The organism is Pseudomonas cucumis (assembly GCF_030687935.1).
GTDB lineage: Bacteria > Pseudomonadota > Gammaproteobacteria > Pseudomonadales > Pseudomonadaceae > Aquipseudomonas > Aquipseudomonas cucumis.
Genome location: NZ_CP117454.1, coordinates 1,291,725 through 1,318,232, shown reverse-complemented (window position 1 = coordinate 1,318,232; position 26,508 = coordinate 1,291,725). Strand labels below are relative to the sequence as shown.

Below are 26,508 nucleotides of genomic sequence, written 5' to 3'. Positions count from 1 at the left end.
CTTCGACAGCTCCTACAGGGTGTACCTCAATCCTGCGTAGGAGCTGCCGAAGGCTGCGATCTTTTGATCTTTCAGTGTTACCAGGTCACGCCAAACCCTGCGGTGTAACGGGTCTTGCTCAGGTCAGCCTCATCGCTACCACTGATGATGTCTTTCTCGGCCTTCAGGTTCAACGACGCCCAATCGGTGACTTTGTAGCGCAGGCCGACTTCGGCATCAAGGGCGTAATCCGCTACGCCCGACAGCGGCTTGCCGACCTCACCGTTGGTGAAGAACTCGACCTTCTTGCCGACCAGGTAACGGTTGTAGTCCCACTTCATCGCCAAGGAGTAGAAGTTTTCCTTGTTGCCGTTGGAATACTCATAGTCCGTGTTGTTCAGGAGCGAGCCCAGGGAGAAGGCGCCCAGTTCGTTATCCCAGAACTGATAACCGGGGCCGGTACCGATGGTGCGCTGACGAGCGAGCTCTTCGACCTGGTCTCGCTTGTAATTCACACGCCCCTGCCAGAACCACTTCTCGGTGAGGAATCGGTCGAGAGAATATTCGGCACGCCAGTTATCAGTGGTGACGACGTCATCCTGGAACTCGCGGTTGTACTCACCTTCCGCCGTATGACGCCACCGACCATGACGTGCGGTGGTTTTGAAACCAACGTCATAATCATCAGTATCTTTTTCCGCACGCTGATAATCCAGCGCCATGTCGACATTACCTTTCCACACCAAATCCTCAACCACCGGTTTGGGCTTGAGCATCTGCTGGATACTGGCCAGTTCCACGGTCTTGGGGCCATCGCCATTGGCCAGGGTGACTTTGCCATCCTCTGCCGCGTGCAGCGCCTTGGCCTTCTCACCGGTGTAGGCATCCTGTTTGACCAACAGTTGCTGATCACTTTCCAGGGTTTTGACCTGTTTCCAGTCGATCGGGACCGCGCCAGCGTACTCGGTCTGAATCAACAGTTTGCCTCCATCAAAGACGGTGATTTTGCCGCTCAACTTGTCACCGTTCTTCAACCAGACGGTATCGGCGAGCAAAGGAGTGGAAGCACTGGCGACAGCGAGGCACAGCAAGGTTCTGGACAACATAAGCGAATCGAAAGCTCAACTTTGCGAAAAAAAGTCGGCATTATCCTCATGAATAAGGCCCTGACAAGGACTGACCCGACTATTTCTATTGAGTTCATTTCTCAATGGGCAATTCAGGATTTACTCTACAGACGGTCAATTGCGCATTTTTTCAGGAAGCCCGGGACGTGATCGACTCAAACGCAGAAACCGAAAGCGCGGCGCAAATCCGACGCACGGCGCTCTACTTGACCCTGGCGCAAGTACCCAAGGGCAAAGTCGTAAGCTACGGCCAGCTCGCCGAGCTGGCGGGACTAGGTCGGGCTGCCCGTTGGGTCGGACGAACACTGAGCCAATTGCCCGGCGACACCAAACTACCTTGGCACCGGGTACTGGGTGCCGGCGGTCGGATCAGCCTGCCCGTGGGCAGCCCGTCAGGGGATGAACAACGGGCCCGATTGCGCATGGAAGACATCAGTGTCCTGAACAATCGTGTTGATATTCAGCGTCATGGGTGGCGCCCGGTAGAGCACAGCGGTTAGAGTGCGCGCTTTGTTTTCGTATTTCTTGAGGCAGACTCCAGCCCATGCCCCGTAAAACCTGGCGCGCCGCGCTCGCCGCCTATGCCAGCCCCTCGACGCTCGTGCTGTTGCTGCTTGGTTTCGCCGCCGGCCTGCCCTACATGCTGGTGTTTTCGACGCTTTCAGTCTGGCTGCGCGAGGCCGGTGTTGCTCGCGAAACCATCGGCTACGCAAGCCTGATCGGCCTGGCCTACGCCTTTAAATGGGTCTGGTCCCCGCTGCTCGACCAATGGCGCCTGCCATTTCTTGGCAAGCTCGGTCGACGACGCTCCTGGCTGGTGCTGGCCCAGGCACTCGTAATCCTTGGCCTGATCGGCATGGGCTTCTGCGATCCGCAAAAACACCTGTCCTGGCTGATCGCCATCGCCGTGGTCGTCGCCTTTGCCTCGGCGACGCAAGACATCGCCGTCGATGCCTATCGCCTGGAAATCGCCGACGAAAGCCGTCAGGCCGCGTTGGCAGCCAGCTATATGGCCGGCTATCGGGTCGCGGCCCTGCTGGCGACGGCCGGCGCGCTGTTCTTCGCCGAGGGCTTCGGCTCCACTGGTTTCAACTATAAGCATGCGGCGTGGACAGGCACCTACGTGCTGTTCGGCGTCTTGATGATCCCGGCGCTGCTGACCTCCCTGTTCATGCGCGAGCCGCCGGTACCTCTACGTACTCAATTGCAGGCCGGACGCTACAGCTTCGTACACCAACTGGCATCGGTGTTCGTGCTGATCGTGCTGCTGGTGTCCGTACCGGCCTTGTTCACCCAGCTCTACAACACTGACTTCGCCAGCGTATTGTTCGAAGGCGCCAGCGTGCTCGACCTGCTGCTCGAAGACCGCGCGTTCCTGCGGGCGATCCTCTATATCACGCTGACCGGCCTGTGCTTGTCGGCCATGGGCCGCCGTGGCCTGGCCCCGGTGCTTACCCCTGTCAACGACTTTATTCTGCGTTACCGTTGGCAAGCCCTGCTGCTGCTCGGGCTGATCGCCACCTATCGAATGTCCGATACGGTCATGGGCGTGATGGCCAACGTGTTCTACATCGACCAAGGGTTCACCAAGGATCAGATTGCCAGCATCAGCAAGATATTCGGCCTGATCATGACGTTGGTCGGCGCCGGCATGGGCGGCCTGTTGATCGTGCGCTTCGGCATCCTGCCTATCCTGTTCATTGGCGGCGTTGCATCGGCTGGCACCAACCTGCTGTTCCTGATGCTTGCGGATATGGGTGCCGATCTGCAGATGCTGATCGCCACCATCTCACTGGATAACTTCAGCTCGGGCCTGGCGACTTCGGCATTTGTCGCTTACCTGTCGAGCCTGACCAATCTCAAATTCTCCGCCACCCAGTACGCCCTGCTCAGCTCGATCATGCTCTTGCTGCCCCGCCTGATCGGCGGTTACTCAGGAGTCATGGTGGAGAAATTCGGTTATCACAACTTCTTCCTGATCACCGCCCTGCTGGGCGTTCCGACCTTGTTGTTGATCGCCTTGCACTGGTTCCAGGAAAACCGCAGAGCCGGTCCGACACCGACGCCGGAACCGGTTCCAACCCAGGTCGCGGAAGAATCGTAGGCTCTTTACGCAGGAAACATCGCCGAGGGCGGGCAGATTCCCGCCCTCGGCCACACAGCCGGCCGCACTCCTGTACGCCAGCAGATCTCGCCCGTACAATGTTCCGTCATTTCTCGTCATCAGCAACCGACAACGGCCAACCATGCGCACCAGTCAATTTTTGCTCGCCACACAGAAAGAAACGCCTTCCGACGCGGTCGTCATCAGCCATCAGCTGATGCTGCGCGCCGGCATGATCCGCAAACTCGCCTCGGGCCTGTACACCTGGCTGCCCATGGGCTTGCGAGTGATGCGCAAGGTTGAAGCCATCGTGCGTGAAGAAATGAACGCCGCCGGCTCTCTCGAAGTGTTGATGCCGAGCACGCAACCGGCTGAGCTGTGGCAGGAATCCGGTCGCTGGGAAGAATACGGCCCTGAATTGCTGCGCTTCAAGGATCGCCACGGTCGCGACTTCTGTGCCGGCCCGACTCACGAAGAAGTCATCACCGACCTGATGCGTAACGAGCTGAGCAGCTACAAACAGCTGCCGATCAACCTGTATCAGATCCAGACCAAATTCCGTGACGAAATCCGCCCACGCTTCGGTTTGATGCGCGGCCGCGAATTCATCATGAAGGACGCCTACTCGTTCCACGCCGACCAGGCATCGCTGCAGGTCACCTACGACCGCATGCACCAGGCGTACTGCAACGTGTTCACCCGTCTGGGCCTGAAGTTCCGCCCGGTTGAAGCCGACAACGGTTCGATCGGTGGTGCCGGCTCCCACGAGTTCCACGTACTGGCCGAATCCGGCGAAGACGATATCGTCTTCAGCAACGGTTCCGACTACGCCGCGAACATCGAGAAAGCCGAAGCCGTACCGCGGGAAACCTCTCGCGCCGCGCCGACTGAAGAGCTGAGCCTGGTCGACACGCCGAATGCCAAGACCATCGCGCAACTGGTGGAAGGCTTCAACCTGCCGATCGAAAAAACCATCAAGACCCTGGTGGTGCACGCTGAAGAAAAAGGCAAGCTGATTGCCCTGATCATCCGTGGCGACCACGAGCTGAACGAAATCAAGGCCGCCAACCAGCCTGGCGTTGCCAGCCCGCTGGTCATGGCTTCCGAAGCCGAACTGCGCGACGCCATTGGTGCCGGCGCCGGTTCCCTTGGCCCGTTGAACCTGCCACTGCCGATCATCATCGACCGTTCCGTCGAGCTGATGAGCGACTTCGGCATCGGTGCCAACATCGACGACAAGCACTACTTCGGCGTGAACTGGGAGCGTGATCTGCCGGTTCCGACCGTTGCCGACCTGCGCAACGTCGTAGCGGGCGATCCAAGCCCTGACGGCAAAGGCACCCTGGAAATCAAGCGCGGCATCGAAGTCGGGCACATTTTCCAGCTGGGCAACAAGTACAGCAAAGCGATGAAGTGCGAAGTGCTGGGCGAGAACGGCAAGCCGGTCACCCTGGAAATGGGTTGCTACGGCATTGGTGTGTCTCGCGTGGTGGCTGCCGCCATCGAACAGAACAACGACGAGAACGGGATTATCTGGAGCGACGCTCTGGCCCCGTTCCAGGTTGCCCTGGTACCGCTGCGCTACGAAACCGAACAGGTTCGCGAAGCCACCGACAAGCTCTACGCAGAACTGACTGCCGCCGGCTTCGAAGTGCTGCTGGACGACCGCGACAAGAAAACCAGCCCGGGCATCAAGTTCGCGGACATGGAGCTGATTGGCATTCCACACCGGATCGTGGTCAGTGACCGCGGCCTCGCCGACGGCAATCTGGAATACAAGAGCCGCACAGAGGCCGAGGCGCAAGCGCTGCCGGTCGCTGACGTGTTGTCTTTCCTCCAGGCCCGTATCCGCCGCTGACACCAGATAGAGACGTCATGTTCAAGCGAAACACCTTAGGCCTCGGTAGCGCCGCCTTGTGCGGCGCGCTGCTGGTCAGCGGCTGTGCCAATCAGATGTCACAACGCAGCGAGCACGAGGAACGGGTCGAGCGCAAATTGCTCGATCACAGCCTGCAGATTGATGTCGGCGAGCCCAAAGTGCTTGAGCTGCCGCAACGTCGGGTGAAAATCCACGAGCAGAAAACCTTCGAAGTCACCGAGTTCGAAGTCACGCGCCGCTATGATCGTTATACGCCTTACCAACCCTGGAGGGAGGTCTACGAGATCCCGCTGGGCGCGGTGGCTGTGGTGGCCGGTGTCGGTGCGAACGTGGTCAACGTGTTCGCCCTCGGCAATCTGCCGGACAGCGTGACGAAGGACTGGCTCGGCTATGGTTTCGCCGGGCTCAACCCGTTCATGAACGTGCAGTCTCACGGTCGCGCACAGCAGAACCTGGCGGGCATCGACGAAGTCCAGCGCGACAAGCGCACGGAATATTCGAGCCTGCCATGGAGCGAACGTCCGGTGCAGGTCAAGGCTGGCAAGAACACCTTCGAACTGACCACCGACCGTAACGGCGTGTTGCGCCTGAACCTGCTGGACAGCCCGTTCGCTGAACATGACCTCAATCATCTGGGCAAGCTGCAGATCAGTGTCGAGGACAACAAGGACGATGTGCACACCGACTCGTCCCTGGCGATCAGCAGCAACTTGCGCGGCAAGCTGCTCGAAGCGCATGGGCTGATTTACGACGACCTCGAAGACGACGAAGTGAGCCAGTGGGTCCACCGGGTCAAACGTCTGTCGGAACTGGGTCTGGAAGAAGAAGCCAGTGAGCTGGAACAGAGCCTGATCGAACTGACCCGCAACGATCCCGAGTTGCAGACCGAATTCCTCAAGTCATTGACCAAGGATGCCGGGCGACTGGTGGCGGATCCGGGGCCGAATTAAACGCAAAAGCTTCGCGGGCAAGCCTCGCTCCTACAGGTATGGCATGTTCCCTGTAGGAGCGAGCGGTGCGGCGATCCGACTTGCCCGCGAAGAGGCCCGAATATTCAACGCTGAACTACCGCTCAAACAACTCCATCTGCTCAAACCCGCCCCGCAAATCCTCCAGCCTTACTCCAATCCCCAACAACCGCACCGGTTTCCCACCACGGTTAAACGCCTGGGTCAGCAACAACTGATAACTCCCCAGATCCCGCCCTGCCCCGGCCTGCTCCAAAGTCGTCTGGGTAAAATCATGAAACTTCACTTTGACGAACGGCTTGCCCGGTCGATAGCTGCTGTCGATCCGCGCCATGCGGCCATTCAGGGACTCCAGCAACTCGGGCAATTTATCCAGGCAACTCACCAGGTCCGGCAGGTCCACGTCGTAAGTGTTTTCGACGCTGATCGACTGCCGCCGACTGTCGTTGTGCACCAACCGCTCATCGATCCCCCGGGCCAGGCTCCAGAGTCGCTCGCCGAAGCTGCCGAATTCACGCACCAGCGCCAACTTGTCCCATTCGCGCAAATGCGAGCAATCGACGATGCCGAGCTTGCCCAGCTTGTCGGCGGTCACTTTGCCAACCCCGTGCAGCTTGCTCACTGGCAAACCACTGACAAAGTCTTCCACCTGATCCGGGGTGATCACGAACAAGCCGTTAGGCTTCTTCCAGTCACTGGCGATCTTGGCGAGAAACTTGTTCGGCGCCACACCGGCCGACACGGTGATGTGCAACTGATTGGAGACCCGGCGGCGAATATCCTGGGCGATTCGCGTGGCACTGCCGCCGAAATGCGCGCTGTCCGACACGTCGAGGTAGGCCTCATCCAGGGAAAGCGGCTCGATCAGGTCGGTGTAATCGCGAAAGATCGTATGAATTTCCTTTGACGCTTCTCTATAGGCATCCATTCGTGGCTTGACGATGGTCAGGTCCGGACAGAGTTTCAGGGCATGTCCGGAAGACATCGCCGAGCGTACGCCATAAGCCCGCGCTTCATAGTTACAGGTGGCAATCACCCCACGCCGATCCGCCGAGCCGCCCACCGCCAATGGCTTACCGGCCAGGCGCGGGTCATCACGCATCTCGATGGCGGCGTAGAAACAGTCACAATCGACGTGGATGATTTTTCGCTGCGTCATATAAAAGCAGTGTTCATGGAGAAGAAATGATGTGTTGGATGAGTCGTACCGGCAGTATCTCACTGACACCTGTATATAGCACCAGTACTCTGAATGTTCTTTTTCCTTTGTAGGAAAAGCACGTATGAATTTATTTTCTCAATCGAAAGATCCCTCTCGATAGAGCCACAAGCCTTGCCCTGCCTGCGTTCCAGACCGGTAAGCGGGTGCTTTTTTCACCTAAGCGATTGAACAGGAACAGGTTTTACCGAGATTGAAGGTTGACAGCCCTGCGATCCTCTGTAGAATGCCGACACACAGACGCGGGATGGAGCAGTCTGGTAGCTCGTCGGGCTCATAACCCGAAGGTCGTCGGTTCAAATCCGGCTCCCGCAACCAAACATCAAAAAAGGCTACTCGAAAGAGTGGCCTTTTTTGTGCGCGCCTGTTTTAGAAAAAATCAGCGCTCTATGCCTTACCCCACAGAAACAAGAAATCGTTCTGATTCCGAAACTTAGGTCTCCCCTGCGTCCGTTCGCCGTCGTTTTACACTTATTTGAGCCATACTGGGATTAACGGTTGACACTCCGGCGTTCGCCTGTAGAATGCCGCCACACAGACGCGGGATGGAGCAGTCTGGTAGCTCGTCGGGCTCATAACCCGAAGGTCGTCGGTTCAAATCCGGCTCCCGCAACCAAACATCAAAAAAGGCTACTCGAAAGAGTGGCCTTTTTTGTATCTGTTGAAAAAGTCCTTTCGCAACAATGATCTGTCACTGTGCAGCGAGCCGTTCGGGATCGTCAGGCTTTGAGTTCAGCCCAGGCTGAACCGCAGACGGAAACCCTCTACGACTGATGACGCGCCATCGCCCACATCCGGTGAGAGGCGTTAATATTTGTGATTATTTTTTTCTACAGGGATTGGTAACTTGGCTGGATACCTCCATCCTGTCGCGCACAATCCAAGAGGTGATTGATGCGCGCCAACTCGTCTGATCCACAAGACACCGTCACAGCGACACAACCGATCAAAGCCGAGCGCCTGCGCTTGCTGGATCGAATCAGCAAATACCGTCAGCCCATCGGTCTGGCGGTCACTTTGCTGTTGTTCGCCATCGCGTTGATTGCCTGTCGTCACCTGCTGAGCGAACTCGATCTGTACGCGCTGCACGACTCGATTCTGGAAGTGCCGAAACCGGCCTTGCTGGGTGCGCTCGGTGCAACCGTCATCGGCTTCATCATTCTGCTGGGTTACGAATGGTCGGCCAGCCGTTATGCCGGCGTGACGCTGGCACCGCGAATATTGGCATTGGGCGGTTTCACCGCATTTGCCATTGGCAATGCCATCGGCCTTTCGCTGCTGTCAGGCGGCTCGGTTCGCTACCGTTTGTATGCACGTCATGGCGTGGGGGCGTCGGAAGTCGCACACATGACCTTGTTTGCCAGCCTCTCGCTCGGCTGCGCCCTTCCGCCTCTGGCCGCCCTCGCCACCCTCAGCAACCTGCCCGCCGCCTCCGTGGCCCTGGGCTTCTCCGAAACATTGCTGGGTGCGATTGCAGTGGCCGTGCTGCTGCTCTCCACGGTACTGGCCATCGGCATCTACCGTCGTCGCTTGCCGGAACAGCCTTACCCGGACAACCTGCTGGTCAAGGTCGGTCGCCGCACCTTGCGCCTGCCGGGTCGCCGCCTGACGTTCCTGCAATTGGTCATCACCGCTCTGGACGTGGCCGCCGCCGCGACCGTGCTCTATCTGTTGCTGCCGGAAGCGCCGCCCTTCGGTGCGTTCCTGCTGGTCTATCTATTGGCCCTGGCCGCTGGCGTGCTCAGCCATGTGCCGGGTGGTGTCGGGGTGTTCGAGGCGATTTTGCTCGCCGCCTTCGCCGACAAACTCGGCGCCGCGCCACTGGCTGCTGCCCTGTTGCTCTACCGCCTGATCTACGTGGTGTTGCCGCTGCTGGTGGCTTGCGTACTGCTGCTGGTTAATGAAGGTCAGCGCCTGTTTCAATCGCGCCAGTCCTTGCGTGCTGCATCTGGCATGGCCGCGCCGATTCTGGCGGTGCTGGTGTTCCTGTCCGGCGTGGTGCTGCTGTTTTCCGGCGTGACGCCAGAGATCGATACCCGCCTTGAACACATCGGTTTTCTGATTCCGCACCGACTGGTCGACGCCTCGCACTTCGGTGCCAGCCTGGTGGGCGTGCTCTGCCTGCTGCTGGCTCAGGGGCTGCGTCGCCGCCTGTCAGCCGCGTGGATGCTGACCACCATTCTGTTGTTGGTCGGCGCCCTGCTCTCTCTGCTTAAAGGCTTCGACTGGGAAGAGGCTTGCCTGATGACCCTGACGGCGAGTTTGCTGGGGGTTTTCCGGCGCTCGTTCTATCGCCCCAGTCGCCTGACCGAAGTGCCATTTTCGCCGCTGTATCTGGTGGCCAGCCTTTGCGTACTGGGCGCGTCTATCTGGTTGCTGCTGTTCGCCTATCAGGATGTTCCGTACAGCCATCAACTCTGGTGGCAGTTCACCCTCGACGCCGATGCCCCGCGTGGCCTGCGCTCGCTGCTTGGCGCCGCGGTCCTGCTGGTGGTGGTATCCCTGACGTGGCTACTGCGCACCGCGCGCCCGGTGATTCACTTGCCGACGCCGGATGAGCTGGATCGCGCGGTAAAGATCCTGATGGCCTCCGCGCAACCGGACGGTGGCCTGGCACTGACCGGTGACAAGGCGCTGCTGTTTCACCCCAACGACGAAGCGTTCCTGATGTACGCCCGCCGTGGCCGCAGCCTGGTGGCCCTGTACGACCCGATCGGCCCGCCCCAGCAACGGGCGGAAATGATCTGGCAGTTCCGCGACCTCTGCGATATCCACCACGCCCGCCCCGTGTTCTATCAAGTGCGTGCCGAGAACCTTCCGTACTACATGGACATCGGCCTGACTGCGATCAAGCTCGGCGAAGAAGCCCGGGTCGATCTGCACCGCTTTGATCTCGAAGCCAAGGGTAAAGAGATGAAGGACCTGCGCTACACCTGGAACCGCGGCACCCGTGATGGCCTGTCGTTGGAAATCCATGAGCCGGGGCAAGCGCCGATGGATGAGCTCAAGGTGATTTCCGATGCCTGGCTGACCGGCAAGAATGTGCGCGAGAAAGGCTTCTCGCTCGGGCGTTTCAGTGATGACTACCTCAAGCACTTCCGAGTCGCGGTGATTCGTTTCGAAGGGCGCCCGGTGGCGTTCGCCAACCTGCTCGAGACCTACGGCCATGAACTGGCCAGCCTCGACCTGATGCGCGCGCACCCCGACGCCCCCAAGCTGACCATGGAGTTCATGATGGTCGGCCTGATTCAACATTATAAAAATCATGGATACGCGCGTTTCAGCCTGGGCATGGTGCCGTTGTCGGGGTTACAACCCCGACGTGGTGCACCACTGACCCAGCGCCTGGGCTCGATGGTATTCCGCCGTGGTGAGCAGCTGTACAACTTCCAAGGTTTGCGCCGCTTCAAAGACAAGTTCCAGCCCGACTGGGAACCCCGTTATATGGCCGTGCCCGCCGGACTCGATCCGCTGGTGGCCCTGGCCGACACTGCCGCCCTGATTGCGGGTGGCTTGACTGGATTGGTGAAACGCTGATGATTCAACGCTCCCTGCGGTACGTACTGGCCACACTGGTAGTGCTGGCCCTGATGGTCGGTGGCGGTTACTGGTACCTGAAACGCCCAGCACCGGAACCGACCCTCGAACTGCTGACCCCGGCCGATGGCGCCGCGATGACCCGCGTCATCCCGGGCACCACGCCACGCGCCCAAGTGCTGGTGGCGGTCAATGAAGACCAGAAGCTCAGCGACAAACAATTGCAGACCCTGAGCCGCAGCGGCTCGGCGCAGATCGTCCAGGTGATCCTGCCCAAGGACTGCATCCTGCAAGGTCGCGCCTTGCAAGCAGGCCTCAAGCAACTCCAAGGCCCGGCAACTCTGGTCAGCGGCATCGGCCCTGGCGCCGTGCTGGCGTGGCGCTGGCTGGCTGAGCAGAAGGACGAAAAGGCCCAGGCGATTTCGGTTGACCTGGCCCTGGAAAAACCCGGCTGCACTCACCTGCTGCCGAAAAGCGCCGCCCACGGCCACTGGCTGGTGGCCTGGAACGACAACCCGGACGACACCAGCGCCGGCTTCGTGCGTGACCAGCCCAACGCCGAAACCAGCATCAGCGACTACGACATCAACCTGCCGCAAGTGCTGAACAACGAACTGCGCAAGCTCCTCGTCGGTGGCGACAAAGCCGCTGGCGGCCTGCAGATCCCCGTGGTCGAAGTCCCGGCCGGCCAGGCCAAGGACACCGTCACCCTGTTCCTCTCCGGCGACGGCGGCTGGCGTGACCTGGACCGCGACGTGGCCGGTGAGATGGCGAAGATCGGCTACCCGGTGGTCGGCATCGACACCCTGCGCTACTACTGGCAGCACAAGAGCCCGGAACAAAGCGCTCTGGACCTGACCGAACTGATGCAGCACTACCGGCAGAAATGGGGCACCAAGCGCTTCATCCTGACCGGTTACTCGTTCGGCGCGGACGTACTGCCCGCCATCTACAACCGCCTGCCAGAAGCCGAACAGCAGCGCGTCGACGCAATCATCCTGCTGGCCTTCGCCCGCACCGGCAGCTTCGAGATCGAAGTCGAAGGCTGGCTTGGCAACGCTGGCAAAGAAGCCGCCACCGGCCCGGAAATGGCCAAGCTGCCGCCTGCAAAAGTGGTGTGCATCTACGGTGAGGAAGAAGTCGACGAGAGCGGCTGCACCGACAAGACCGCCGTGGGCGAAGCGATGAAACTGCCAGGCGGCCATCACTTTGATGAGAACTACCCGGCGCTGGCCAAGCGCTTGGTGGACATCATCGAGAAGCGCCAGGCCAAGGGCGAGACGGCTCAGGAGTGATCTGAGGCGCGCCCACGAAAAAGCCCCCGTAGCCGTTTGGTCGCGGGGGCTTTTTTACATGCAAACATATAACAAAAGTAAAACGTCTTGACTCTTCTTGAAACCAGAAACTCCAAGTGTCCACATTCCATAAAACGTGGACACTTTTTTATTGAAAATATCGAGCCGTCAAGACCGTCCGATTGGTCCGGACCTCGCGACTAGCCCGGACAATGACCGAATCCGAAGAAGAACTACCTCAAAGTAAGTAACTCCCAAGACACAATAAATCCCCTGTGGGAGCGAGCTTGCTCGCGATGACGGACGAGCAGTCGCCATTGATGTCGACTGACAGACCGCTATCGCGAGCAAGCTCGCTCCCACAGGGGATGGTCAGTGGATTCAAAATCACCGAGCACAAAAAAAGCCCCCGCTACCTTCACGGCAACGGGGGCTTTCTACTATAGGCGACGCTCTGCGGCGTCATAGACCTCTTCGTCACGTCGGGCCCCGACTGCGACGATCAATACCTGAATGGCCTTGCCATCGACCCTATAAACAATCCGCGTGTCGCCTGTCCGGATCCGTCTACAGCCCGCAAGACTGGCTCTCAGGGGCTTGCCGCTCTTGTCCGGCTCACCATTGATAATCCGCTCTTCGATAACATCAAGAATGCGGTTCGCCGCCACAGCTCCCAGCAGATCCAGATCCTTCTGAACCTCCGGATGATAGATAACGCCCCAAACCATCCACAGCTCCTTTAGTCTTTCTTGGCGTACCGCGCCCGCATATCGTCGTGGCTGACAGCCTTGGCCTGATCAAAACCGATCAGTCGCTCTCGAGCCGCCGCTTCAACCCGAAGGTCCTCAAGCTCGTCGAGCATTTCCTGATACGCATCGACATTGATAATGACCGCTGCGGGTTGGTTATCTTTGAAAATGACCAGCCGCTCGGTGGCTCGGCTGGAAATCTCCTTTAGCCTTGCACTAAACCCCCTGACCATCGCAGTCACCGAAATCGCTTGGTCAGCACGTTCCAGTAATGCCGTCATACTCACCTCTCTACACAATCATGCAAATTTGAACACACAGTTCTACGCAGAGTATTGCGCTGAATTAGTCATACATCAAGCAGCAAGAAACGCGAATATGCCAACCTGTGTTTTCAAGCTCACGGGATATGTTTAGTTTTGTTTATTGAAGATGTCGCAATATCAGATGACGCCCACAGACCTTGTAGGCAAACTCCGAATCTCGCTTTTTGGGCACTTTGCCGCCTTGTTGCGCTTTTCTTCGACGGGATACTCTCCGGACGTCGCTGACCATTCAGCGATCGGGCTTGGAAACCCGACGAGCGAATTGCAACAACGTGCCCAACATGACTGCGGACCTTTACGGCTGCAAACTTGTGTCATGGTGGCTGTGCGTGGGACGTCTTCGGACGTGCCGGTTTCCTAAGCTCCCGGTTTTCCAACCTGCGCACAGCTGCCACCCATTCGCTTGGAAACGAACGTGGCAGCTCCTCAAGCTTAGGGAATAGACATGACTAAAATTGATGTTTCCGCGATTTCAGATTTAAAAACCATCGGCTTCACCCCGCTCATCTGCTGCTCGGATCAGGCGTTATTCAACGTCCGCGCCGGCGTCCCCATCGTTGCTGCATTGTCACAAGCCTCCGACCTGCTGTTCCTCGCCAAATCATTTACCGAGGATGCAGCCTACGCAAAAGACACCGACCGTCATGCCTGGGCCGCGCACTATCTGACGGCGATGGGTAAGGCGGTGATTGACGATGTGGTGAAAGTGCTGACTCCGCGACCTGCCCGGACGAAAACCGAATCTGAAGAAGAGCTGCCCGAGAGCAAATAACACCGCAAATCCCCTGTAGGAGCAAGCCTCTGAATCTCGGGCACAAAAAAGCCCCCGCTGCCGCACTGGCAACGGGGGCTTTTTGATGTCGCTTACATCTCGACTTGCGTACCCAGCTCAATCACCCGGTTCAGCGGCAGGTTGAAGAAGCGCAGATTGCCGTTGGCATTCTTCAACATGAACGCGAACAACACCTCGCGCCAGCGGGCCATGCCTTCGAGTTTTGAGGCAATGACCGTTTCGCGGCTGAGGAAGTAGGTGGTGCGCATCGGACTGAAATCCAGGTCATCCAGATGGCACAATTTCAAAGCCTCAGGCACGTCAGGCTCGTCGGTGAAGCCGAAGTGCAGGATCACCCGGAAGAAGCCTTCGCCGTAGGAATCAACCTCGAAACGCCGTTGCGGCGGGACGCGCGGGATGTCTTCGTACACCACTGTCAACAGCACCACTTGGTCGTGCAGCACCTGGTTATGCAGCAGGTTGTGCAACAGCGCGTGAGGCACGGCATCCGGGCGGGCGGTGAGGAAGACCGCCGTGCCCTGAACCCGGTGGGGCGGTTGCACACGGATGCTGCCGATAAAGACCGGCAGCGGCAACCCGCCCTCATCGATGCGCTCGACCAGCAACTCCTTGCCGCGCTTCCAGGTGGTCATCAGGATAAACAGCACAATCCCCGCCAACACCGGAAACGCACCGCCCTGGATGATCTTCGGCACGTTGGCGGCGAAGAACAGCCCGTCCACCAACAAGAAGCCAATCAGCAGCGGCACGGTCAGTAGCGGCGGCCACTTCCACAACAGCAGCGCCACTGCCGACACCAGGATGCTGGTGATCAACATGGTTCCGGTCACGGCCACGCCATAAGCCGACGCCAGGGCACCCGACGACTCAAAGCCCAGCACCAACAGAATCACGCCGACCATCAGCGCCCAGTTCACCGCACCGATGTAGATCTGCCCCTGTTCGGCACTGGAGGTATGCTGAATATGCATGCGCGGGATGTAACCCAGCTGGATGGCCTGGCGGGTCAGCGAAAATGCTCCGGAGATCACCGCTTGGGAAGCGATCACCGTGGCCAGGGTCGACAGCACCACCAGTGGCACCAGGGCCCAGCTCGGGGCCAGCAGGTAAAACGGGTTGCGCGCGGCCTCTGGATTTTCCAGCAGCAAAGCCCCCTGACCGAAGTAATTGAGTACCAGACCCGGCAGCACCAGGGCGAACCAGGCACGGGCAATCGGCTTGCGGCCGAAATGGCCCATATCGGCGTACAACGCTTCGGCGCCAGTCAAAGCCAACACCACTGCACCGAGAATCGCCACGCCCATGCCCGGGTGAACGACGAAAAAGCGCACACCCCAGGCCGGATCCAGGGCATTAAGCACTTCCGGGTGCTGGGCAATGCCGTGAATGCCCAACCCCCCAAGGACCACGAACCACAGCACCATCACCGGCCCGAACAGCTTGCCGATCCGGTCGGTACCATGTTTCTGGATCAGGAACAGGGCCACCAATATTACCAACGACATGGGCACTACCCAGTGCTCAAGGCCATCGAAGGCGACTTCCAGACCTTCCACTGCCGATAGAACCGAAATCGCCGGGGTAATCATGCTGTCGCCATAAAACAGCGAGGCACCGATCAGCCCGAGAATCACCAATAGGGTACGCAATTTTGGATAGGGCGCCGCAGCCCGGCGAGCCAGCGCTGTCAGCGACATGATGCCGCCTTCGCCCTGGTTGTCGGCACGCAGGATGAACAATACGTACTTGATCGAGACCACCCAGATCAGCGACCAGAAAATCAACGCCAGAATACCGAAGACACCGTCATGATTGACTTGCACGCCGTATTGTCCGGAAAACACTTCTTTGATGGTGTACAACGGGCTGGTGCCGATGTCGCCGTAAACCACTCCCGCCGCCGCCACCAGCATGCTGATCGGCTTCGCCGCCGAATGCCCGTTGGCGACCGCCTGACTACTTGCCTGCCCCATCCACCGCTCCTACTACCAAACCCGGACTTCTTCAAAAGACGCACTATGCTCTGCCGTGCAGCATGCGCTGTTTTACTTGTTGTTACAGACGTTTTGTTGACTGTAGAAAATCTGTAAAGCATGACGGCGCGAAGCATAGCGCAGCACTCGTCGTATTTCCCTGCATAAAGCTGGTCAAGTGGGCCGCCCATCGCTAGAATTGCGCACTTTTTGATCAGAGGCGCCACTAGCGCCCGTCAGTCGCCTTGCCGTTTTCGGCTGGAGGCGTCCCAAAATACCGAGGTTAGACATGTCCACCACTCCTGCGCCGGCCAATCCAAAGGTTGGCTTCGTATCCCTGGGTTGCCCGAAAGCACTGGTCGACTCCGAGCGCATCCTTACCCAGCTGCGCATGGAAGGCTATGACGTTGTGTCCACTTATCAGGACGCCGACGTCGTGGTGGTCAACACTTGCGGCTTTATCGACTCGGCCAAGGCTGAGTCCCTTGAAGTGATTGGCGAAGCCATCAAGGAAAACGGCAAGGTCATCGTGACCGGCTGCATGGGCGTCGAAGAAGGCAACATCCGCAACGTGCACCCAAGCGTATTGGCCGTGACCGGTCCGCAGCAGTACGAGCAAGTGGTCAACGCCGTGCATGACGCCGTGCCGCCGCGTCAGGATCACAACCCGCTGATAGACCTGGTGCCGCCGCAAGGGATCAAACTGACCCCGCGCCACTACGCCTACCTGAAGATTTCCGAAGGCTGCAACCACAGCTGCAGCTTCTGCATCATCCCGTCGATGCGCGGCAAACTGGTCAGCCGCCCGGTCGGTGATGTGCTCGACGAGGCCCAGCGCCTGGTCAAGGCCGGCGTCAAAGAGCTGTTAGTGATTTCCCAGGACACCAGCGCCTACGGCGTCGACGTGAAATACCGCACCGGTTTCTGGAACGGCGCGCCGGTGAAAACCCGCATGACCGAACTCTGCGAAGCCCTGAGCACCCTCGGCGTCTGGGTGCGTCTGCACTACGTTTACCCGTACCCGCACGTCGACGAGCTGATCCCGCTGATGGCCGCCGGGAAAATCCTGCCGTACCTGGACATCCCGTTCCAGCACGCCAGCCCGAAAGTCCTGAAAGCCATGAAACGCCCGGCCTTCGAAGACAAGACCCTGGCGCGGATCAAGAACTGGCGCGAAATCTGCCCAGACCTGATCATCCGTTCGACCTTCATCGTCGGCTTCCCCGGCGAAACCGAAGAAGACTTCCAGTACCTGCTGAACTGGCTGACCGAAGCCCAGCTGGACCGCGTCGGCTGCTTCCAGTACTCGCCGGTCGAAGGCGCACCGGCCAACCTGCTGGACGCGGCCATCGTGCCGGACGACGTCAAGCAAGACCGCTGGGACCGCTTCATGGCGCACCAGCAGGCCATCAGCTCGGCGCGCCTGCAAATGCGCATCGGCCGTGAAATCGAAGTGCTGGTCGATGAAGTCGACGAGCAAGGCGCGGTCGGCCGTTGCTTCTTCGATGCCCCGGAAATCGACGGCAACGTGTTCATCGACAACGGCAGCAACTTGAAGCCGGGCGACAAAGTCTGGTGCAAAGTGACCGACGCCGACGAATACGACCTGTGGGCTGAACAGATCTAAACGTAAAAAATACGAAAAGCCCCGCTCTCTTGACGAGATGCGGGGCTTTTTTACGTCTATCGTTTTGTGAGAGAAAGAACTCGCGTCATCCACGGAAGAGGCAAGCGGGCATGCGCCAACACTCGGTCATTCACACACCGAAACAGAGCGACTACGAAGAACTCACCCAAGTGTGGGAAGCCTCGGTGCGCGCCACCCATGACTTTCTGCCCGACAGCTACATCGACCTGCTTAAGAATCTGGTGCTGACCCGCTACCTCGACGCGGTGATGCTGATCTGTACCAAAGACTCGCGCCAGCGCATCACCGGATTCGCCGGCGTGGCCGCGGGCAAGATCGAAATGCTCTTCATTGACCCAGCGCATCGTGGCAAGGGCCTGGGCAAGCAATTGCTGCGCTATGCCCTGGAACACCTGAACGCCGATGAACTGGACGTCAACGAGCAGAACCCGCAGGCCTTGGGGTTTTACTTCAAACAGGGCTTTGAGGTGATCGGTCGCTCCGAGCACGACGGTATGGGTCAGCCCTATCCGTTGTTGCACATGCGTTTGCGTCAGTCTCAACAACTGACGCGCAATGGTTAATGGCTGACCCAACATAGAACAATGTGGGAGCTGGCTTGCCTGCGATACAGACGATGCGGTTTGTCTGTCAGGTCGCAGCGATGCCATCGCAGGCAAGCCAGCTCACACAAAAAGCCAAACGGTGAAATGGAGCCGGGATTAACCGACGCCAGGCAGGTACAATGCCCACCCCTTTTTTGTTACGGCCCTGTCATGACTGACCCGATTCGTCTCTCCAAACGCCTCATCGAACTCGTCGGCTGTTCCCGTCGGGAGGCTGAGCTGTTCATCGAGGGCGGCTGGGTCACCGTGGACGGCGAAGTCATCGACGAGCCGCAGTTCAAGGTCGACACCCAAAAAGTCGAGCTCGACCCCGAAGCCAAGGCCACTGCGCCGGAGCCGGTGACCATCCTGTTCAACGTCCCTGCGGGCATGGACGCGGAAACGGCCATGGCGACCATCAGCGCCGAGACCCTGAGCGAAGAACACCGCTACGGCAAACGTCCGCTCAAGGGCCACTTCCTGCGCCTGACCGCCAGTACCGATCTGCAGGCCAATGCCAGCGGTCTGTTGGTGTTTACCCAGGACTGGAAGATCCTGCGCAAGCTCACCGCCGATTCCGCCAAAATCGAACAAGAATATGTCGTCGAGGTAGAAGGCGACATGGTGGCTCACGGCCTCAACCGTCTGAACCACGGCCTCACCTACAAAGGTAAGGAACTGCCACCGGTCAAGGCCAGCTGGCAGAACGAAAATCGCCTGCGCTTTGCGATGAAGAACCCGCAACCGGGCGTGATCGCCCTGTTTTGCCAGGCCGTTGGCCTGAAGGTCGTCGCCATCCGCCGCATCCGCATCGGCGGCGTGTCCATCGGCAAAGTGCCGTTGGGGCAATGGCGTTACCTGTCCGGCAAAGAGAAGTTCTAAGACTTTTCACGCCGCCACACATTTTGGCGCCGCTGTTTATGCGGCGCCCACTGCTGAATATCAGGACTGCACACCATGATTCATAACGACGTACTGCGCAGCGTGCGCTACATGCTCGACATCAGCGACAAGAAAGTCATCGAGATCATCAAGATCGGTGGCATGGACGTGTCCCTGGAAGACCTGCTGACCTACCTCGACAAGAAAGAGGAAGACGAGGAAGGCTTCGTACGCTGCCCGGACGAAGTCATGGCGCATTTCCTCGATGGCCTGGTGATCTTCAAGCGTGGCAAGGACGAAAGCCGTCCGCCGCAGCCGATCGAAGTGCCAGTGACCAACAACATCATCCTGAAAAAACTGCGTGTGGCCTTCGAACTGAAAGAAGACGACATGCACGCGATCCTCAAGGCCGCCGAGTTCCCGGTGTCCAAGCCTGAGCTGAGCGCGCTGTTCCGCAAGTTCGGCCACACCAACTACCGCACCTGCGGCGACCAGTTGCTGCGCAACTTCCTCAAGGGCCTGACCCTGCGCGTTCGCCCGCAGTAAATCGCCCACGAACGCCACGGTCCCTGTAGGAGCGAGGCTTGCCCGCGAAGGCGATCTTCAAAACGCCTTCGCCAGCAAGCTGTGCTCCTACAAGGGCGGTGGCAGTTCAAGGCTGTATAGACCCTCATTCCTCGCAAAAATAGTGGCTCCGCTTCTGGCGGCTGACGACTAGGGTGTACTGACCCTTTGCCCTCAGGACTCGCCCTATGCACCCGTATTTTTCTCTCGCAGGCCGCACCGCTCTGGTGACCGGCGGCACCCGCGGAATCGGCAAAATGATCGCCAAGGCTTATGTCGAGGCTGGCGCCACTGTGTACGTGTGTGCCCGCGATGCCGACGCCTGTCAGCAAACTGCCAACGAACTGAGTGCCTTCGGGGTTTGTCACGCGGTAGCTGCCAACCTGGCCCACGAAGAAGGCGTCCAGCAATTGGCTGCACGCCTGAGTGAACAGATCGGTCAGCTGGATATTCTGGTGAACAACGCCGGCACCACCTGGGGCGCGCCGTTGGAGAGTTACCCGGTCAAGGGCTGGGAAAAGGTCATGCAGCTCAATGTGACCTCGGTGTTCAACTGCATTCAGCAATTTCTGCCGCTGCTGCGCAAGGCTGGCTCCGAAGCGAATCCGGCGCGGATCATCAACATCGGTTCAGTGGCCGGGATTTCATCCTTCGGCGAACAGGCATATGCCTACGGCCCGAGCAAGGCTGCCCTGCATCAACTGTCGCGGATTCTGGCGCGGGAGCTGGTGAGCCAGCACATCAACGTCAACGTGATTGCACCGGGGCGTTTTCCGAGCAAGATGACTCAGCACATTGGGAATGATGAGCAGGCGCTGGCGGAGGATACGGCGCTGATTCCGATGAAGCGCTGGGGCCGGGAAGAAGAGATGGCGGCGTTGGCGATCAGCCTGGCGAGTAAGGCTGGGGCGTATATGACCGGGAACATCATCCCACTGGATGGTGGGTTCAGCCTCTGATCTCTTCCGGATGATCGTTCCCACGCTCTGCGTGGGAATGCCTCAATGGACGCTCTGCGTCCGCTTTGGGACGCGGAGCGTCCCCGGCTGCATTCCCACGCGGAGCATGGGAACGATCATTGCGTGGGTTATCATGCCCGCCCCAATCCCGACTCGACCCCAACCATGACCTACAGCGTTTCCCCCATTGGCTTCGTGCGCTCCTGCTTCAAGGAGAAGTTCGCCATTCCGCGCCAGCCGCAACTGGCCCCGGCCGCTCGAGGCGTGCTGGAATTGGTGGCACCGTTCGATCAGGGTGACGCAGTACAAGGTCTGGAGCAGGTCAGCCATGTCTGGCTGTTGTTCCTGTTCCATCAGACCCTGGAAGAAAAGCCACGCCTGAAAGTCCGCCCTCCACGCCTGGGCGGCAATAAATCCATGGGCGTATTTGCCACTCGGGCGACGCACCGGCCCAATGGCATCGGTCAATCAGTGGTCAAACTGGACAAAGTCGAAGCCAATCGGCTGTGGATCTCCGGTATCGACCTACTCGACGGCACGCCAATTCTCGACATCAAACCTTACGTGCCCTACGCCGATATCATCGACACAGCGTCCAACAGCATCGCCAGCGCCCCGCCATCGCTGATTCCCGTGCAGTGGACAGACTCAGCACTGCAACAGGCTCAGGGCCATGCTCAGCGGCTTGATGAGCCCTTGGTCGAGCTGATCGAGCAATGCCTGGCACAAGACCCACGCCCGGCATACCAGATTCCTGCACCGGAAAGGGAATACGGCGCGCAGTTCTGGGATGTGGATGTGCGCTGGCATTACCCCACGCCCGACCTTATCCGCGTCCTCGAAGTCATTCCCGTGTCCAACCTGTAGGTTTGTGTCGGGCATAAAAAAGCCCCCATTACCTGCACAGGCAATGGGGGCTGATCGTTCCCACGCTCCGCGTGGGAATGCATCCAGTGACGCTCTGCGTCACCCAAACAACGTCTTACTTCTCGACGAACGCACGCTCGATCAGGTAATCACCCGGCTCGCGCATCCGCGGCGAAACTTTCAGGCCGAAGCTGTTCAACACTTCGCTGGTTTCGTCGAGCATGCTCGGGCTACCGCACAGCATGGCGCGGTCGTCCTGCGGGTTGATCGGTGGCAGACCGATGTCGCTGAACAGCTTGCCGCTGCGCATCAGGTCGGTCAGGCGGCCTTCGTTCTCGAATGGCTCGCGGGTCACGGTCGGGTAGTAGATCAACTTGTCACGCAGCGCCTCGCCGAAGAACTCGTTCTGCGGCAGGTGCTCGGTGATGAACTCGCGGTAAGCGACTTCATTGACGTAACGCACGCCGTGGCACAGGATCACTTTTTCGAAACGCTCGTAGGTTTCCGGGTCCTGGATGACGCTCATGAACGGCGCCAGACCGGTACCGGTGCTGAGCAGGTACAAATGTTTGCCAGGCTTCAAGTCATCCAGCACCAGCGTGCCGGTAGGCTTTTTGCTGATGATGATCTCGTCGCCTTCCTTCAGATGCTGCAACTGGGAAGTCAGCGGGCCATCAGGCACCTTGATGCTGAAGAACTCGAGATGCTCTTCCCAGTTCGGGCTGGCAATCGAGTAAGCGCGCATAAGCGGGCGGCCATTGGGCTGTTGCAGGCCGATCATCACGAACTGACCGTTCTCGAAGCGCAGGCCCGGATCGCGGGTGCACTTGAAGCTGAACAGAGTGTCGTTCCAGTGGTGAACACTGAGGACACGCTCGTGGTTCATGTTGCTCATGTACGTGGGACTCCTGGAGATTTGCCTGCGCCGATGATGTGCGCAATTGCAGCGCATTCTAATGGCAGCGACAATATCTGTTAACTGGATTATTAAGATAAGGGTTATCGGTTATATCGATATGCGATTTACTCTCCGTCAACTTCAAGTATTCGTCGCCGTCGCCCAGCAGGAAAGCGTATCCCGTGCTGCCCTGACGCTCAACCTCTCGCAATCGGCGGCCAGCACCTCGATCACCGAGCTAGAGCGTCAGTGCAGCTGCCAGCTGTTTGATCGCGCCGGCAAACGGCTGAGCCTCAACGCCCTCGGCAAACAGCTGTTGCCGCAAGCGGTGGCCCTGCTCGATCAGGCCAAGGAAATCGAAGACCTGCTCAACGGCAAGTCCGGTTTCGGCTCTCTGGCGGTCGGCGCGACCCTGACCATCGGCAATTACCTCGCAACGCTGCTGATCGGCAGCTTCATGCAGCGCCATCCGGAAAGCCAAGTGAAGCTGCATGTGCAGAACACTGCCAACATCGTGCAACAGGTCGCGCACTATGAAATTGATCTGGGTCTAATCGAAGGCGATTGCAGCCATCCGGACATCGAAGTGCAGAGTTGGGTCGAGGATGAGCTAGTGGTGTTCTGTGCGCCCCAGCATCCGCTGGCCAAACGCGGTATAGCGACCGTGGAGGAGCTGAGTCATGAGGCGTGGATTCTCCGCGAGCAAGGCTCGGGCACACGACTGACGTTCGACCAGGCCATGCGACACCATCGCAGCGCGCTGAACATTCGCCTGGAGCTGGAACACACCGAAGCGATCAAGCGCGCGGTGGAATCAGGTTTGGGGATTGGCTGCATTTCGCGCCTGGCGCTGCGCGATGCGTTCCGCCGCGGCAGCCTGGTGCCGGTGGAAACACCGGATCTGGACCTGGCGCGACAGTTTTATTTCATCTGGCACAAACAGAAATATCAGACATCGGCCATGCGCGAATTCCTCGACCTGTGCCGCGCGTTCACCGCCGGGGTTCAGCGCAGCGACGAGATCGTCCTGCCCACCATCGCCTAAAGCAGAATCACCGCCCACACCAGCGCGATCATGCTCAACGCAACGAATTGAGCGGCGCTGCCCATGTCCTTGGCGTTCTTGGACAGTGGATGCAACTCAAGGGAAATGCGGTCAATGGCCGCTTCCACCGCCGAATTGAGCAACTCGACGATCAAGGCCAACAGGCAGACTGCAATCAGCAGCGCCTGCTCGACACGGCTGACGTTCAGGAAGAACGACAGCGGAATCAGGATAACGTTGAGCAACACCAGTTGCCGGAAGGCCGCTTCACCGGTGAAGGCCGCGCGCAGGCCGTCCAGGGAGTAGCCCGAGGCGTTGAGGATGCGTTTGAGGCCGGTCTGGCCTTTGAAAGGTGACATAGAGTAGGCAACTGACCAAAAAGGAGTGGGAAAGCTAGATCAAGCAAAGTCAAAAAAGCGTGAACACGTGACGCCTTAGTTGCTCGAAATTGACTCAAGTTGTTGCAAGAGCAGCGCTGCCTGAGTCCGGGTCCGCACATTCAGCTTACGGAAAATGGCCGTGACATGGGCCTTGATCGTCGCTTCGGAAACATCCAACTCGTAAGCAATCTGCTTGTTCAACAAACCTTCACAGACCATGGTCAACACCCGGAACTGCTGGGGTGTCAGGCTGGCAAGGCCTTCGCTGGCGGCCTTGGCTTCGGCGGAAACGCTGACCGCTTCGAAGGCCTGGGGCGGCCAGAAAACGTCGCCATCCAGCACCGCGCGTACGGCTTTCTGAATGACGCTCAAATCACTGGACTTGGGAATGAATCCGCTGGCGCCGAATTCACGGGATTTCACCATGATCGACGCTTCTTCCTGAGCCGACACCATCACCACCGGAATCTGCGGGTACTGCCCACGCAACAGCACCAACCCGGAAAAGCCGTACGCCCCCGGCATGTTCAGGTCCAGCAGTACCAGATCCCAGTCGGCCTTTTCGTCCAGACGGGTTTCCAGCTCGGCAATGCTCGCCACTTCCACCAGACGGACATCCGGGCCTAGGCCCAGGGTCAACGCTTGATGCAGGGCGCTACGAAAAAGAGGATGGTCATCGGCAATCAGGATTTCGTATGTGGCCATTTTTCAAATGATCCTGTTTTTTTATGGGACGCCTGATGCATTTCAGGCCTCGCCAAAACAACTCGAGGTGCAGCCACGCAGCGACACCAACAGGGCACGTTCAACGCCAATCACGTAAAAAAAGCAGCGTTTCAAACTTTGGCCGCGCCCTAATCGGCGCCAAGCATGCCCAGCGAAGCCGGGGTGGTCAAGTTGCGTGGCCCCCGCCAACGAGCCTGGTTCTTTGCAGTATGGGCGATGCTCAGCAGATGACGGGCGCCGCGTGCTGCACAAAGGGCATCAGCTCGGCATGGGCCGGTGTTGCAACATTCATATCCAGTTGATGTTTAGCGTCCAGGTAATGCTGGCTGAACACATCAAAATAAGCGTCCAGTGCCGATGCAGCGTCTGTATCACCAGCAAGATCGAGGCATAGCGCCGCCACTTCGGCCGTGCACAGGTGCTCGCTACGAGTGGACCTGCGCAATCGGTACCGTGAAAGTTTCTCAGGAAGCAGGCTCAGAATCGGGAACGCATCAAAATAGGGGCTTTTGCGGAAAATCTTCCGGGCTTCGGTCCAGGTGGCGTCCAGCAGAATGAACAATGGACGCTTGGTGCTATCGACCTCGACGCTGTGGGTAACTCGCTCGGGCTCGACGTATTCGCCCGGAAACACCAGATATGGCTGCCATTGCGGGTCGGCCAACAGCGCCAGCAGTTGTTCATCGACTTCAGTACGTGACCAGATGAATGCATGGTTGTCGCGCACCACATCGGCAATCAGCCAACCGGTATTGCTTGGTTTAAACACTTCTTTATTGGTCATGATCAGGCACACGCCGCTACGGGTGTCGACCTGCGGGCGCCAGGCGCACAGACAGTGGCTCTCGATCACACGGCAGGCACGGCAACGGGTTGCTCGCCAGCCACGGGCCTGAATCGGCTTGATGCCCTCTTCCTCTCGCTGATCGCGCAAGCGGGCTACGGCATTGGGGGCGTGGTTCATCGTGGGCAACACCGGCAGACAGGAAAACTCGACACAAGCGGCACTCGGCAAGGCAATAAAGGCCAGCAGTTTACCAGAGCGGTCGGCGCAAGCCTGTACCGACCAGGCCACCTCCCCTATAATTCGCCGCCACTGAACGCACAGTCACGTGGCTGGTCGAACCACCAGTCACTGAACCAGGAGAGTTTCATGCTGCGCCTTATCGTTCCCACCGCTGCCGTTTTGCTGGCGTCGTCCTTCAGTGCCCAGGCTGCGTCCTTGAGTGAGCAGAATCTGAACAGAGAGCTGCGAAACGTCGCCGTACAAAGCAGTGTCGGCACGCCACGTGCGATCAACGAAGACATTCTGGATCAGGGTTATACCGTCGAAGGCAAACAGCTGATCAACCATCTGAGCGTTCAAAGCAGCCACGCCGACAAAATGCGCGCCGATCCGAAAGCCGTGTACTTCCAGCTAGGCGCCTCCGTCTGCAGAAACGAAGGCTTCCGCAAGCTGATGGCCAAAGGTGCGATCATGCGTTATGACTTCACCGAAGTGAAAACCAACCGCCCGGTCGGCTCCGCAAGCTTCCAGGAATCGGATTGCCCGAAAGCGACCCCGACGAAGAAGAAGTAACTATCGGGAAGTAGCGCGCCGCTGTTCATCCTCGGCGCGCAGTTCTGCCAACAGCGCCTGCAGGTAGCGCGAACGTCGCTCTCCGCCCCCCAGACGTCGGCAGCACTCCTCTTCGAGACTCAAATGATTGGTCTCGGCTGATAACTTCAGCAATCGATACAGTTGCGCATCGATTTCCAGAGTGACTCTGGGCATGGTTTCCCGCCTCCCTGCACGCATTGATCGTCGTTGATCACGCGAAAAATCCCTGAATTGCTTGAACGTTGCGTCCTGCCATTGACGCAAAGTTGTCGTGTCACGCCTGTCACTTAGTAAATCAGAGCGCAGGACATACGGCTTGCGTTCAGACGAGCGGTGAAAGCACCTTGCAAATCGTCAATAAGCGGTTGCCAGGAAAGACTTTGCAGCGCAATGATCAGGCAGCGCA

25 protein-coding genes and 2 tRNA genes are annotated in these 26,508 nt (G+C 58.9%); 17 read left to right on the top strand and 10 right to left on the bottom strand.

Translation table 11 applies throughout. The features are described from left to right. Positions 1-77: 77 nt before the first annotated feature. Complete coding sequence (locus tag PSH97_RS05815) at positions 78-1,085, bottom strand: DUF481 domain-containing protein (protein ID WP_305448450.1); 1,008 nt, start codon at positions 1,083-1,085, stop codon at positions 78-80. A 104-nt stretch (positions 1,086-1,189) separates the two neighbouring features. Between PSH97_RS05815 and PSH97_RS05810 the strand changes: the two genes are divergently transcribed. The 4 genes from PSH97_RS05810 to PSH97_RS05795 all read left to right on the top strand — a co-directional run bounded on the left by PSH97_RS05810 (position 1,190) and on the right by PSH97_RS05795 (position 6,039). Then, entirely contained in the window at positions 1,190-1,606 is a 417-nt protein-coding gene (locus tag PSH97_RS05810) for an MGMT family protein (protein WP_407682167.1), read from the top strand. A 44-nt stretch (positions 1,607-1,650) separates the two neighbouring features. Beyond that, positions 1,651-3,210: an AmpG family muropeptide MFS transporter gene (locus PSH97_RS05805; RefSeq protein WP_305448448.1), complete on the top strand. Its 1,560-nt coding sequence runs from the start codon at positions 1,651-1,653 to the stop codon at positions 3,208-3,210. A gap of 142 nt (positions 3,211-3,352) precedes the next feature. Beyond that, complete coding sequence (locus tag PSH97_RS05800) at positions 3,353-5,068, top strand: proline--tRNA ligase (RefSeq protein ID WP_305448447.1); 1,716 nt, start codon at positions 3,353-3,355, stop codon at positions 5,066-5,068. A 17-nt stretch (positions 5,069-5,085) separates the two neighbouring features. Further along, the gene (locus PSH97_RS05795) at positions 5,086-6,039 is read left to right on the top strand and encodes a hypothetical protein (RefSeq protein WP_305448446.1); all 954 of its coding nucleotides are present in this window, start codon (positions 5,086-5,088) and stop codon (positions 6,037-6,039) included. A gap of 115 nt (positions 6,040-6,154) precedes the next feature. On the opposite strand, the gene dinB is transcribed toward PSH97_RS05795, so the two are convergent. After that, a complete protein-coding gene (gene dinB / locus PSH97_RS05790) occupies positions 6,155-7,216 on the bottom strand; it encodes a DNA polymerase IV (RefSeq protein WP_305448445.1) in 1,062 nt (353 codons plus the stop codon). Positions 7,217-7,517: 301 nt separating this feature from the next. Between dinB and PSH97_RS05785 the strand changes: the two genes are divergently transcribed. The 4 genes from PSH97_RS05785 to PSH97_RS05770 all read left to right on the top strand — a co-directional run bounded on the left by PSH97_RS05785 (position 7,518) and on the right by PSH97_RS05770 (position 12,108). Further along, positions 7,518-7,594, top strand: a tRNA-Met gene (locus PSH97_RS05785). A 221-nt stretch (positions 7,595-7,815) separates the two neighbouring features. After that, positions 7,816-7,892 (top strand) — tRNA-Met (locus PSH97_RS05780). Between the two features lie 278 nt (positions 7,893-8,170). Next, a complete protein-coding gene (gene mprF / locus PSH97_RS05775) occupies positions 8,171-10,813 on the top strand; it encodes a bifunctional lysylphosphatidylglycerol flippase/synthetase MprF (RefSeq protein ID WP_305448444.1) in 2,643 nt (880 codons plus the stop codon). Continuing rightward, positions 10,813-12,108 carry a virulence factor family protein gene (locus tag PSH97_RS05770; RefSeq protein WP_305448443.1) on the top strand — a complete coding sequence of 432 codons (1,296 nt, stop codon included), beginning with the start codon at positions 10,813-10,815 and terminating at the stop codon, positions 12,106-12,108. The genes mprF and PSH97_RS05770 overlap by 1 nt, the downstream gene beginning before the upstream one ends. A gap of 440 nt (positions 12,109-12,548) precedes the next feature. Here PSH97_RS05770 and PSH97_RS05765 read toward each other — a convergent pair whose 3' ends face one another. Both PSH97_RS05765 and PSH97_RS05760 read right to left on the bottom strand, forming a co-directional pair. After that, positions 12,549-12,836, bottom strand: coding sequence for a type II toxin-antitoxin system RelE family toxin (locus tag PSH97_RS05765; RefSeq protein WP_038979200.1), 288 nt, complete (start codon positions 12,834-12,836; stop codon positions 12,549-12,551). Between the two features lie 11 nt (positions 12,837-12,847). Next, positions 12,848-13,138, bottom strand: coding sequence for a Phd-YefM (locus PSH97_RS05760; RefSeq protein WP_027925020.1), 291 nt, complete (start codon positions 13,136-13,138; stop codon positions 12,848-12,850). Between the two features lie 490 nt (positions 13,139-13,628). Here PSH97_RS05760 and PSH97_RS05755 point away from each other — a divergent pair, with 490 nt between their 5' ends. Next, on the top strand, positions 13,629-13,955 hold the full coding sequence (locus tag PSH97_RS05755) for a DUF3077 domain-containing protein (protein ID WP_305448442.1): 327 nt from the start codon (positions 13,629-13,631) through the stop codon (positions 13,953-13,955). A 92-nt stretch (positions 13,956-14,047) separates the two neighbouring features. On the opposite strand, the gene PSH97_RS05750 is transcribed toward PSH97_RS05755, so the two are convergent. Beyond that, positions 14,048-15,949, bottom strand: coding sequence for a potassium transporter Kup (locus PSH97_RS05750; protein ID WP_305448441.1), 1,902 nt, complete (start codon positions 15,947-15,949; stop codon positions 14,048-14,050). Positions 15,950-16,238: 289 nt separating this feature from the next. Between PSH97_RS05750 and rimO the strand changes: the two genes are divergently transcribed. The 6 genes from rimO to tsaA all read left to right on the top strand — a co-directional run bounded on the left by rimO (position 16,239) and on the right by tsaA (position 21,453). Beyond that, positions 16,239-17,576 carry a 30S ribosomal protein S12 methylthiotransferase RimO gene (rimO, locus tag PSH97_RS05745; RefSeq protein ID WP_123499342.1) on the top strand — a complete coding sequence of 446 codons (1,338 nt, stop codon included), beginning with the start codon at positions 16,239-16,241 and terminating at the stop codon, positions 17,574-17,576. A gap of 110 nt (positions 17,577-17,686) precedes the next feature. After that, positions 17,687-18,160: a GNAT family N-acetyltransferase gene (locus tag PSH97_RS05740; protein ID WP_007907294.1), complete on the top strand. Its 474-nt coding sequence runs from the start codon at positions 17,687-17,689 to the stop codon at positions 18,158-18,160. A gap of 192 nt (positions 18,161-18,352) precedes the next feature. Then, positions 18,353-19,063, top strand: coding sequence for an rRNA pseudouridine synthase (locus PSH97_RS05735; RefSeq protein WP_008072721.1), 711 nt, complete (start codon positions 18,353-18,355; stop codon positions 19,061-19,063). A 75-nt stretch (positions 19,064-19,138) separates the two neighbouring features. Beyond that, positions 19,139-19,609: a YehS family protein gene (locus PSH97_RS05730; RefSeq protein WP_123719811.1), complete on the top strand. Its 471-nt coding sequence runs from the start codon at positions 19,139-19,141 to the stop codon at positions 19,607-19,609. Positions 19,610-19,815: 206 nt separating this feature from the next. After that, on the top strand, positions 19,816-20,586 hold the full coding sequence (locus PSH97_RS05725; RefSeq protein ID WP_305448440.1) for an SDR family oxidoreductase: 771 nt from the start codon (positions 19,816-19,818) through the stop codon (positions 20,584-20,586). A gap of 165 nt (positions 20,587-20,751) precedes the next feature. Beyond that, complete coding sequence (gene tsaA, locus PSH97_RS05720; protein WP_305449751.1) at positions 20,752-21,453, top strand: tRNA (N6-threonylcarbamoyladenosine(37)-N6)-methyltransferase TrmO; 702 nt, start codon at positions 20,752-20,754, stop codon at positions 21,451-21,453. Positions 21,454-21,568: 115 nt separating this feature from the next. On the opposite strand, the gene fpr is transcribed toward tsaA, so the two are convergent. Then, a complete protein-coding gene (fpr, locus tag PSH97_RS05715; protein ID WP_003443014.1) occupies positions 21,569-22,348 on the bottom strand; it encodes a ferredoxin-NADP reductase in 780 nt (259 codons plus the stop codon). 121 nt (positions 22,349-22,469) lie between these two features. On the opposite strand from fpr, the gene PSH97_RS05710 reads away from it, so the two are divergent. Further along, positions 22,470-23,396, top strand: a complete 927-nt coding sequence (locus PSH97_RS05710) for a LysR family transcriptional regulator (RefSeq protein ID WP_305448439.1) — start codon at positions 22,470-22,472, stop codon at positions 23,394-23,396. On the opposite strand, the gene PSH97_RS05705 is transcribed toward PSH97_RS05710, so the two are convergent. The 3 genes from PSH97_RS05705 to PSH97_RS05695 all read right to left on the bottom strand — a co-directional run bounded on the left by PSH97_RS05705 (position 23,393) and on the right by PSH97_RS05695 (position 25,466). Next, complete coding sequence (locus PSH97_RS05705) at positions 23,393-23,755, bottom strand: diacylglycerol kinase (RefSeq protein WP_008010143.1); 363 nt, start codon at positions 23,753-23,755, stop codon at positions 23,393-23,395. The genes PSH97_RS05710 and PSH97_RS05705 overlap by 4 nt on opposite strands. Before the next feature lie 75 nt (positions 23,756-23,830). After that, positions 23,831-24,481: a response regulator transcription factor ErdR gene (gene erdR, locus PSH97_RS05700; protein WP_305448438.1), complete on the bottom strand. Its 651-nt coding sequence runs from the start codon at positions 24,479-24,481 to the stop codon at positions 23,831-23,833. Positions 24,482-24,722: 241 nt separating this feature from the next. Further along, the gene (locus PSH97_RS05695) at positions 24,723-25,466 is read right to left on the bottom strand and encodes a tRNA-uridine aminocarboxypropyltransferase (protein ID WP_305449750.1); all 744 of its coding nucleotides are present in this window, start codon (positions 25,464-25,466) and stop codon (positions 24,723-24,725) included. A 189-nt stretch (positions 25,467-25,655) separates the two neighbouring features. On the opposite strand from PSH97_RS05695, the gene PSH97_RS05690 reads away from it, so the two are divergent. Continuing rightward, entirely contained in the window at positions 25,656-26,081 is a 426-nt protein-coding gene (locus PSH97_RS05690) for a PA3611 family quorum-sensing-regulated virulence factor (RefSeq protein WP_305448437.1), read from the top strand. On the opposite strand, the gene PSH97_RS05685 is transcribed toward PSH97_RS05690, so the two are convergent. Further along, positions 26,082-26,276 carry a hypothetical protein gene (locus PSH97_RS05685; protein ID WP_305448436.1) on the bottom strand — a complete coding sequence of 65 codons (195 nt, stop codon included), beginning with the start codon at positions 26,274-26,276 and terminating at the stop codon, positions 26,082-26,084. Positions 26,277-26,508: the final 232 nt, after the last annotated feature.

Bases quoted from the DNA above. Each gene is read 5' to 3' on its own strand.
- PSH97_RS05755 (WP_305448442.1), top strand. From the start codon at position 13,629: ATGACTAAAATTGATGTTTCCGCGATTTCAGATTTAAAAACCATCGGC.
- PSH97_RS05685 (WP_305448436.1), bottom strand. From the start codon at position 26,276: ATGCCCAGAGTCACTCTGGAAATCGATGCGCAACTGTATCGATTGCTG.
- PSH97_RS05705 (WP_008010143.1), bottom strand. From the start codon at position 23,755: ATGTCACCTTTCAAAGGCCAGACCGGCCTCAAACGCATCCTCAACGCC.
- PSH97_RS05695 (WP_305449750.1), bottom strand. From the start codon at position 25,466: ATGAACCACGCCCCCAATGCCGTAGCCCGCTTGCGCGATCAGCGAGAG.
- dinB (WP_305448445.1), bottom strand. From the start codon at position 7,216: ATGACGCAGCGAAAAATCATCCACGTCGATTGTGACTGTTTCTACGCC.
- rimO (WP_123499342.1), top strand. From the start codon at position 16,239: ATGTCCACCACTCCTGCGCCGGCCAATCCAAAGGTTGGCTTCGTATCC.
- PSH97_RS05810 (WP_407682167.1), top strand. From the start codon at position 1,190: ATGGGCAATTCAGGATTTACTCTACAGACGGTCAATTGCGCATTTTTT.
- PSH97_RS05710 (WP_305448439.1), top strand. From the start codon at position 22,470: ATGCGATTTACTCTCCGTCAACTTCAAGTATTCGTCGCCGTCGCCCAG.
- PSH97_RS05815 (WP_305448450.1), bottom strand. From the start codon at position 1,085: ATGTTGTCCAGAACCTTGCTGTGCCTCGCTGTCGCCAGTGCTTCCACT.
- PSH97_RS05690 (WP_305448437.1), top strand. From the start codon at position 25,656: ATGCTGCGCCTTATCGTTCCCACCGCTGCCGTTTTGCTGGCGTCGTCC.
- PSH97_RS05805 (WP_305448448.1), top strand. From the start codon at position 1,651: ATGCCCCGTAAAACCTGGCGCGCCGCGCTCGCCGCCTATGCCAGCCCC.
- PSH97_RS05770 (WP_305448443.1), top strand. From the start codon at position 10,813: ATGATTCAACGCTCCCTGCGGTACGTACTGGCCACACTGGTAGTGCTG.
- PSH97_RS05800 (WP_305448447.1), top strand. From the start codon at position 3,353: ATGCGCACCAGTCAATTTTTGCTCGCCACACAGAAAGAAACGCCTTCC.
- PSH97_RS05795 (WP_305448446.1), top strand. From the start codon at position 5,086: ATGTTCAAGCGAAACACCTTAGGCCTCGGTAGCGCCGCCTTGTGCGGC.
- PSH97_RS05750 (WP_305448441.1), bottom strand. From the start codon at position 15,949: ATGGGGCAGGCAAGTAGTCAGGCGGTCGCCAACGGGCATTCGGCGGCG.
- PSH97_RS05735 (WP_008072721.1), top strand. From the start codon at position 18,353: ATGACTGACCCGATTCGTCTCTCCAAACGCCTCATCGAACTCGTCGGC.
- fpr (WP_003443014.1), bottom strand. From the start codon at position 22,348: ATGAGCAACATGAACCACGAGCGTGTCCTCAGTGTTCACCACTGGAAC.
- PSH97_RS05765 (WP_038979200.1), bottom strand. From the start codon at position 12,836: ATGGTTTGGGGCGTTATCTATCATCCGGAGGTTCAGAAGGATCTGGAT.
- PSH97_RS05725 (WP_305448440.1), top strand. From the start codon at position 19,816: ATGCACCCGTATTTTTCTCTCGCAGGCCGCACCGCTCTGGTGACCGGC.
- tsaA (WP_305449751.1), top strand. From the start codon at position 20,752: ATGACCTACAGCGTTTCCCCCATTGGCTTCGTGCGCTCCTGCTTCAAG.
- PSH97_RS05760 (WP_027925020.1), bottom strand. From the start codon at position 13,138: ATGACGGCATTACTGGAACGTGCTGACCAAGCGATTTCGGTGACTGCG.
- PSH97_RS05740 (WP_007907294.1), top strand. From the start codon at position 17,687: ATGCGCCAACACTCGGTCATTCACACACCGAAACAGAGCGACTACGAA.
- erdR (WP_305448438.1), bottom strand. From the start codon at position 24,481: ATGGCCACATACGAAATCCTGATTGCCGATGACCATCCTCTTTTTCGT.
- mprF (WP_305448444.1), top strand. From the start codon at position 8,171: ATGCGCGCCAACTCGTCTGATCCACAAGACACCGTCACAGCGACACAA.
- PSH97_RS05730 (WP_123719811.1), top strand. From the start codon at position 19,139: ATGATTCATAACGACGTACTGCGCAGCGTGCGCTACATGCTCGACATC.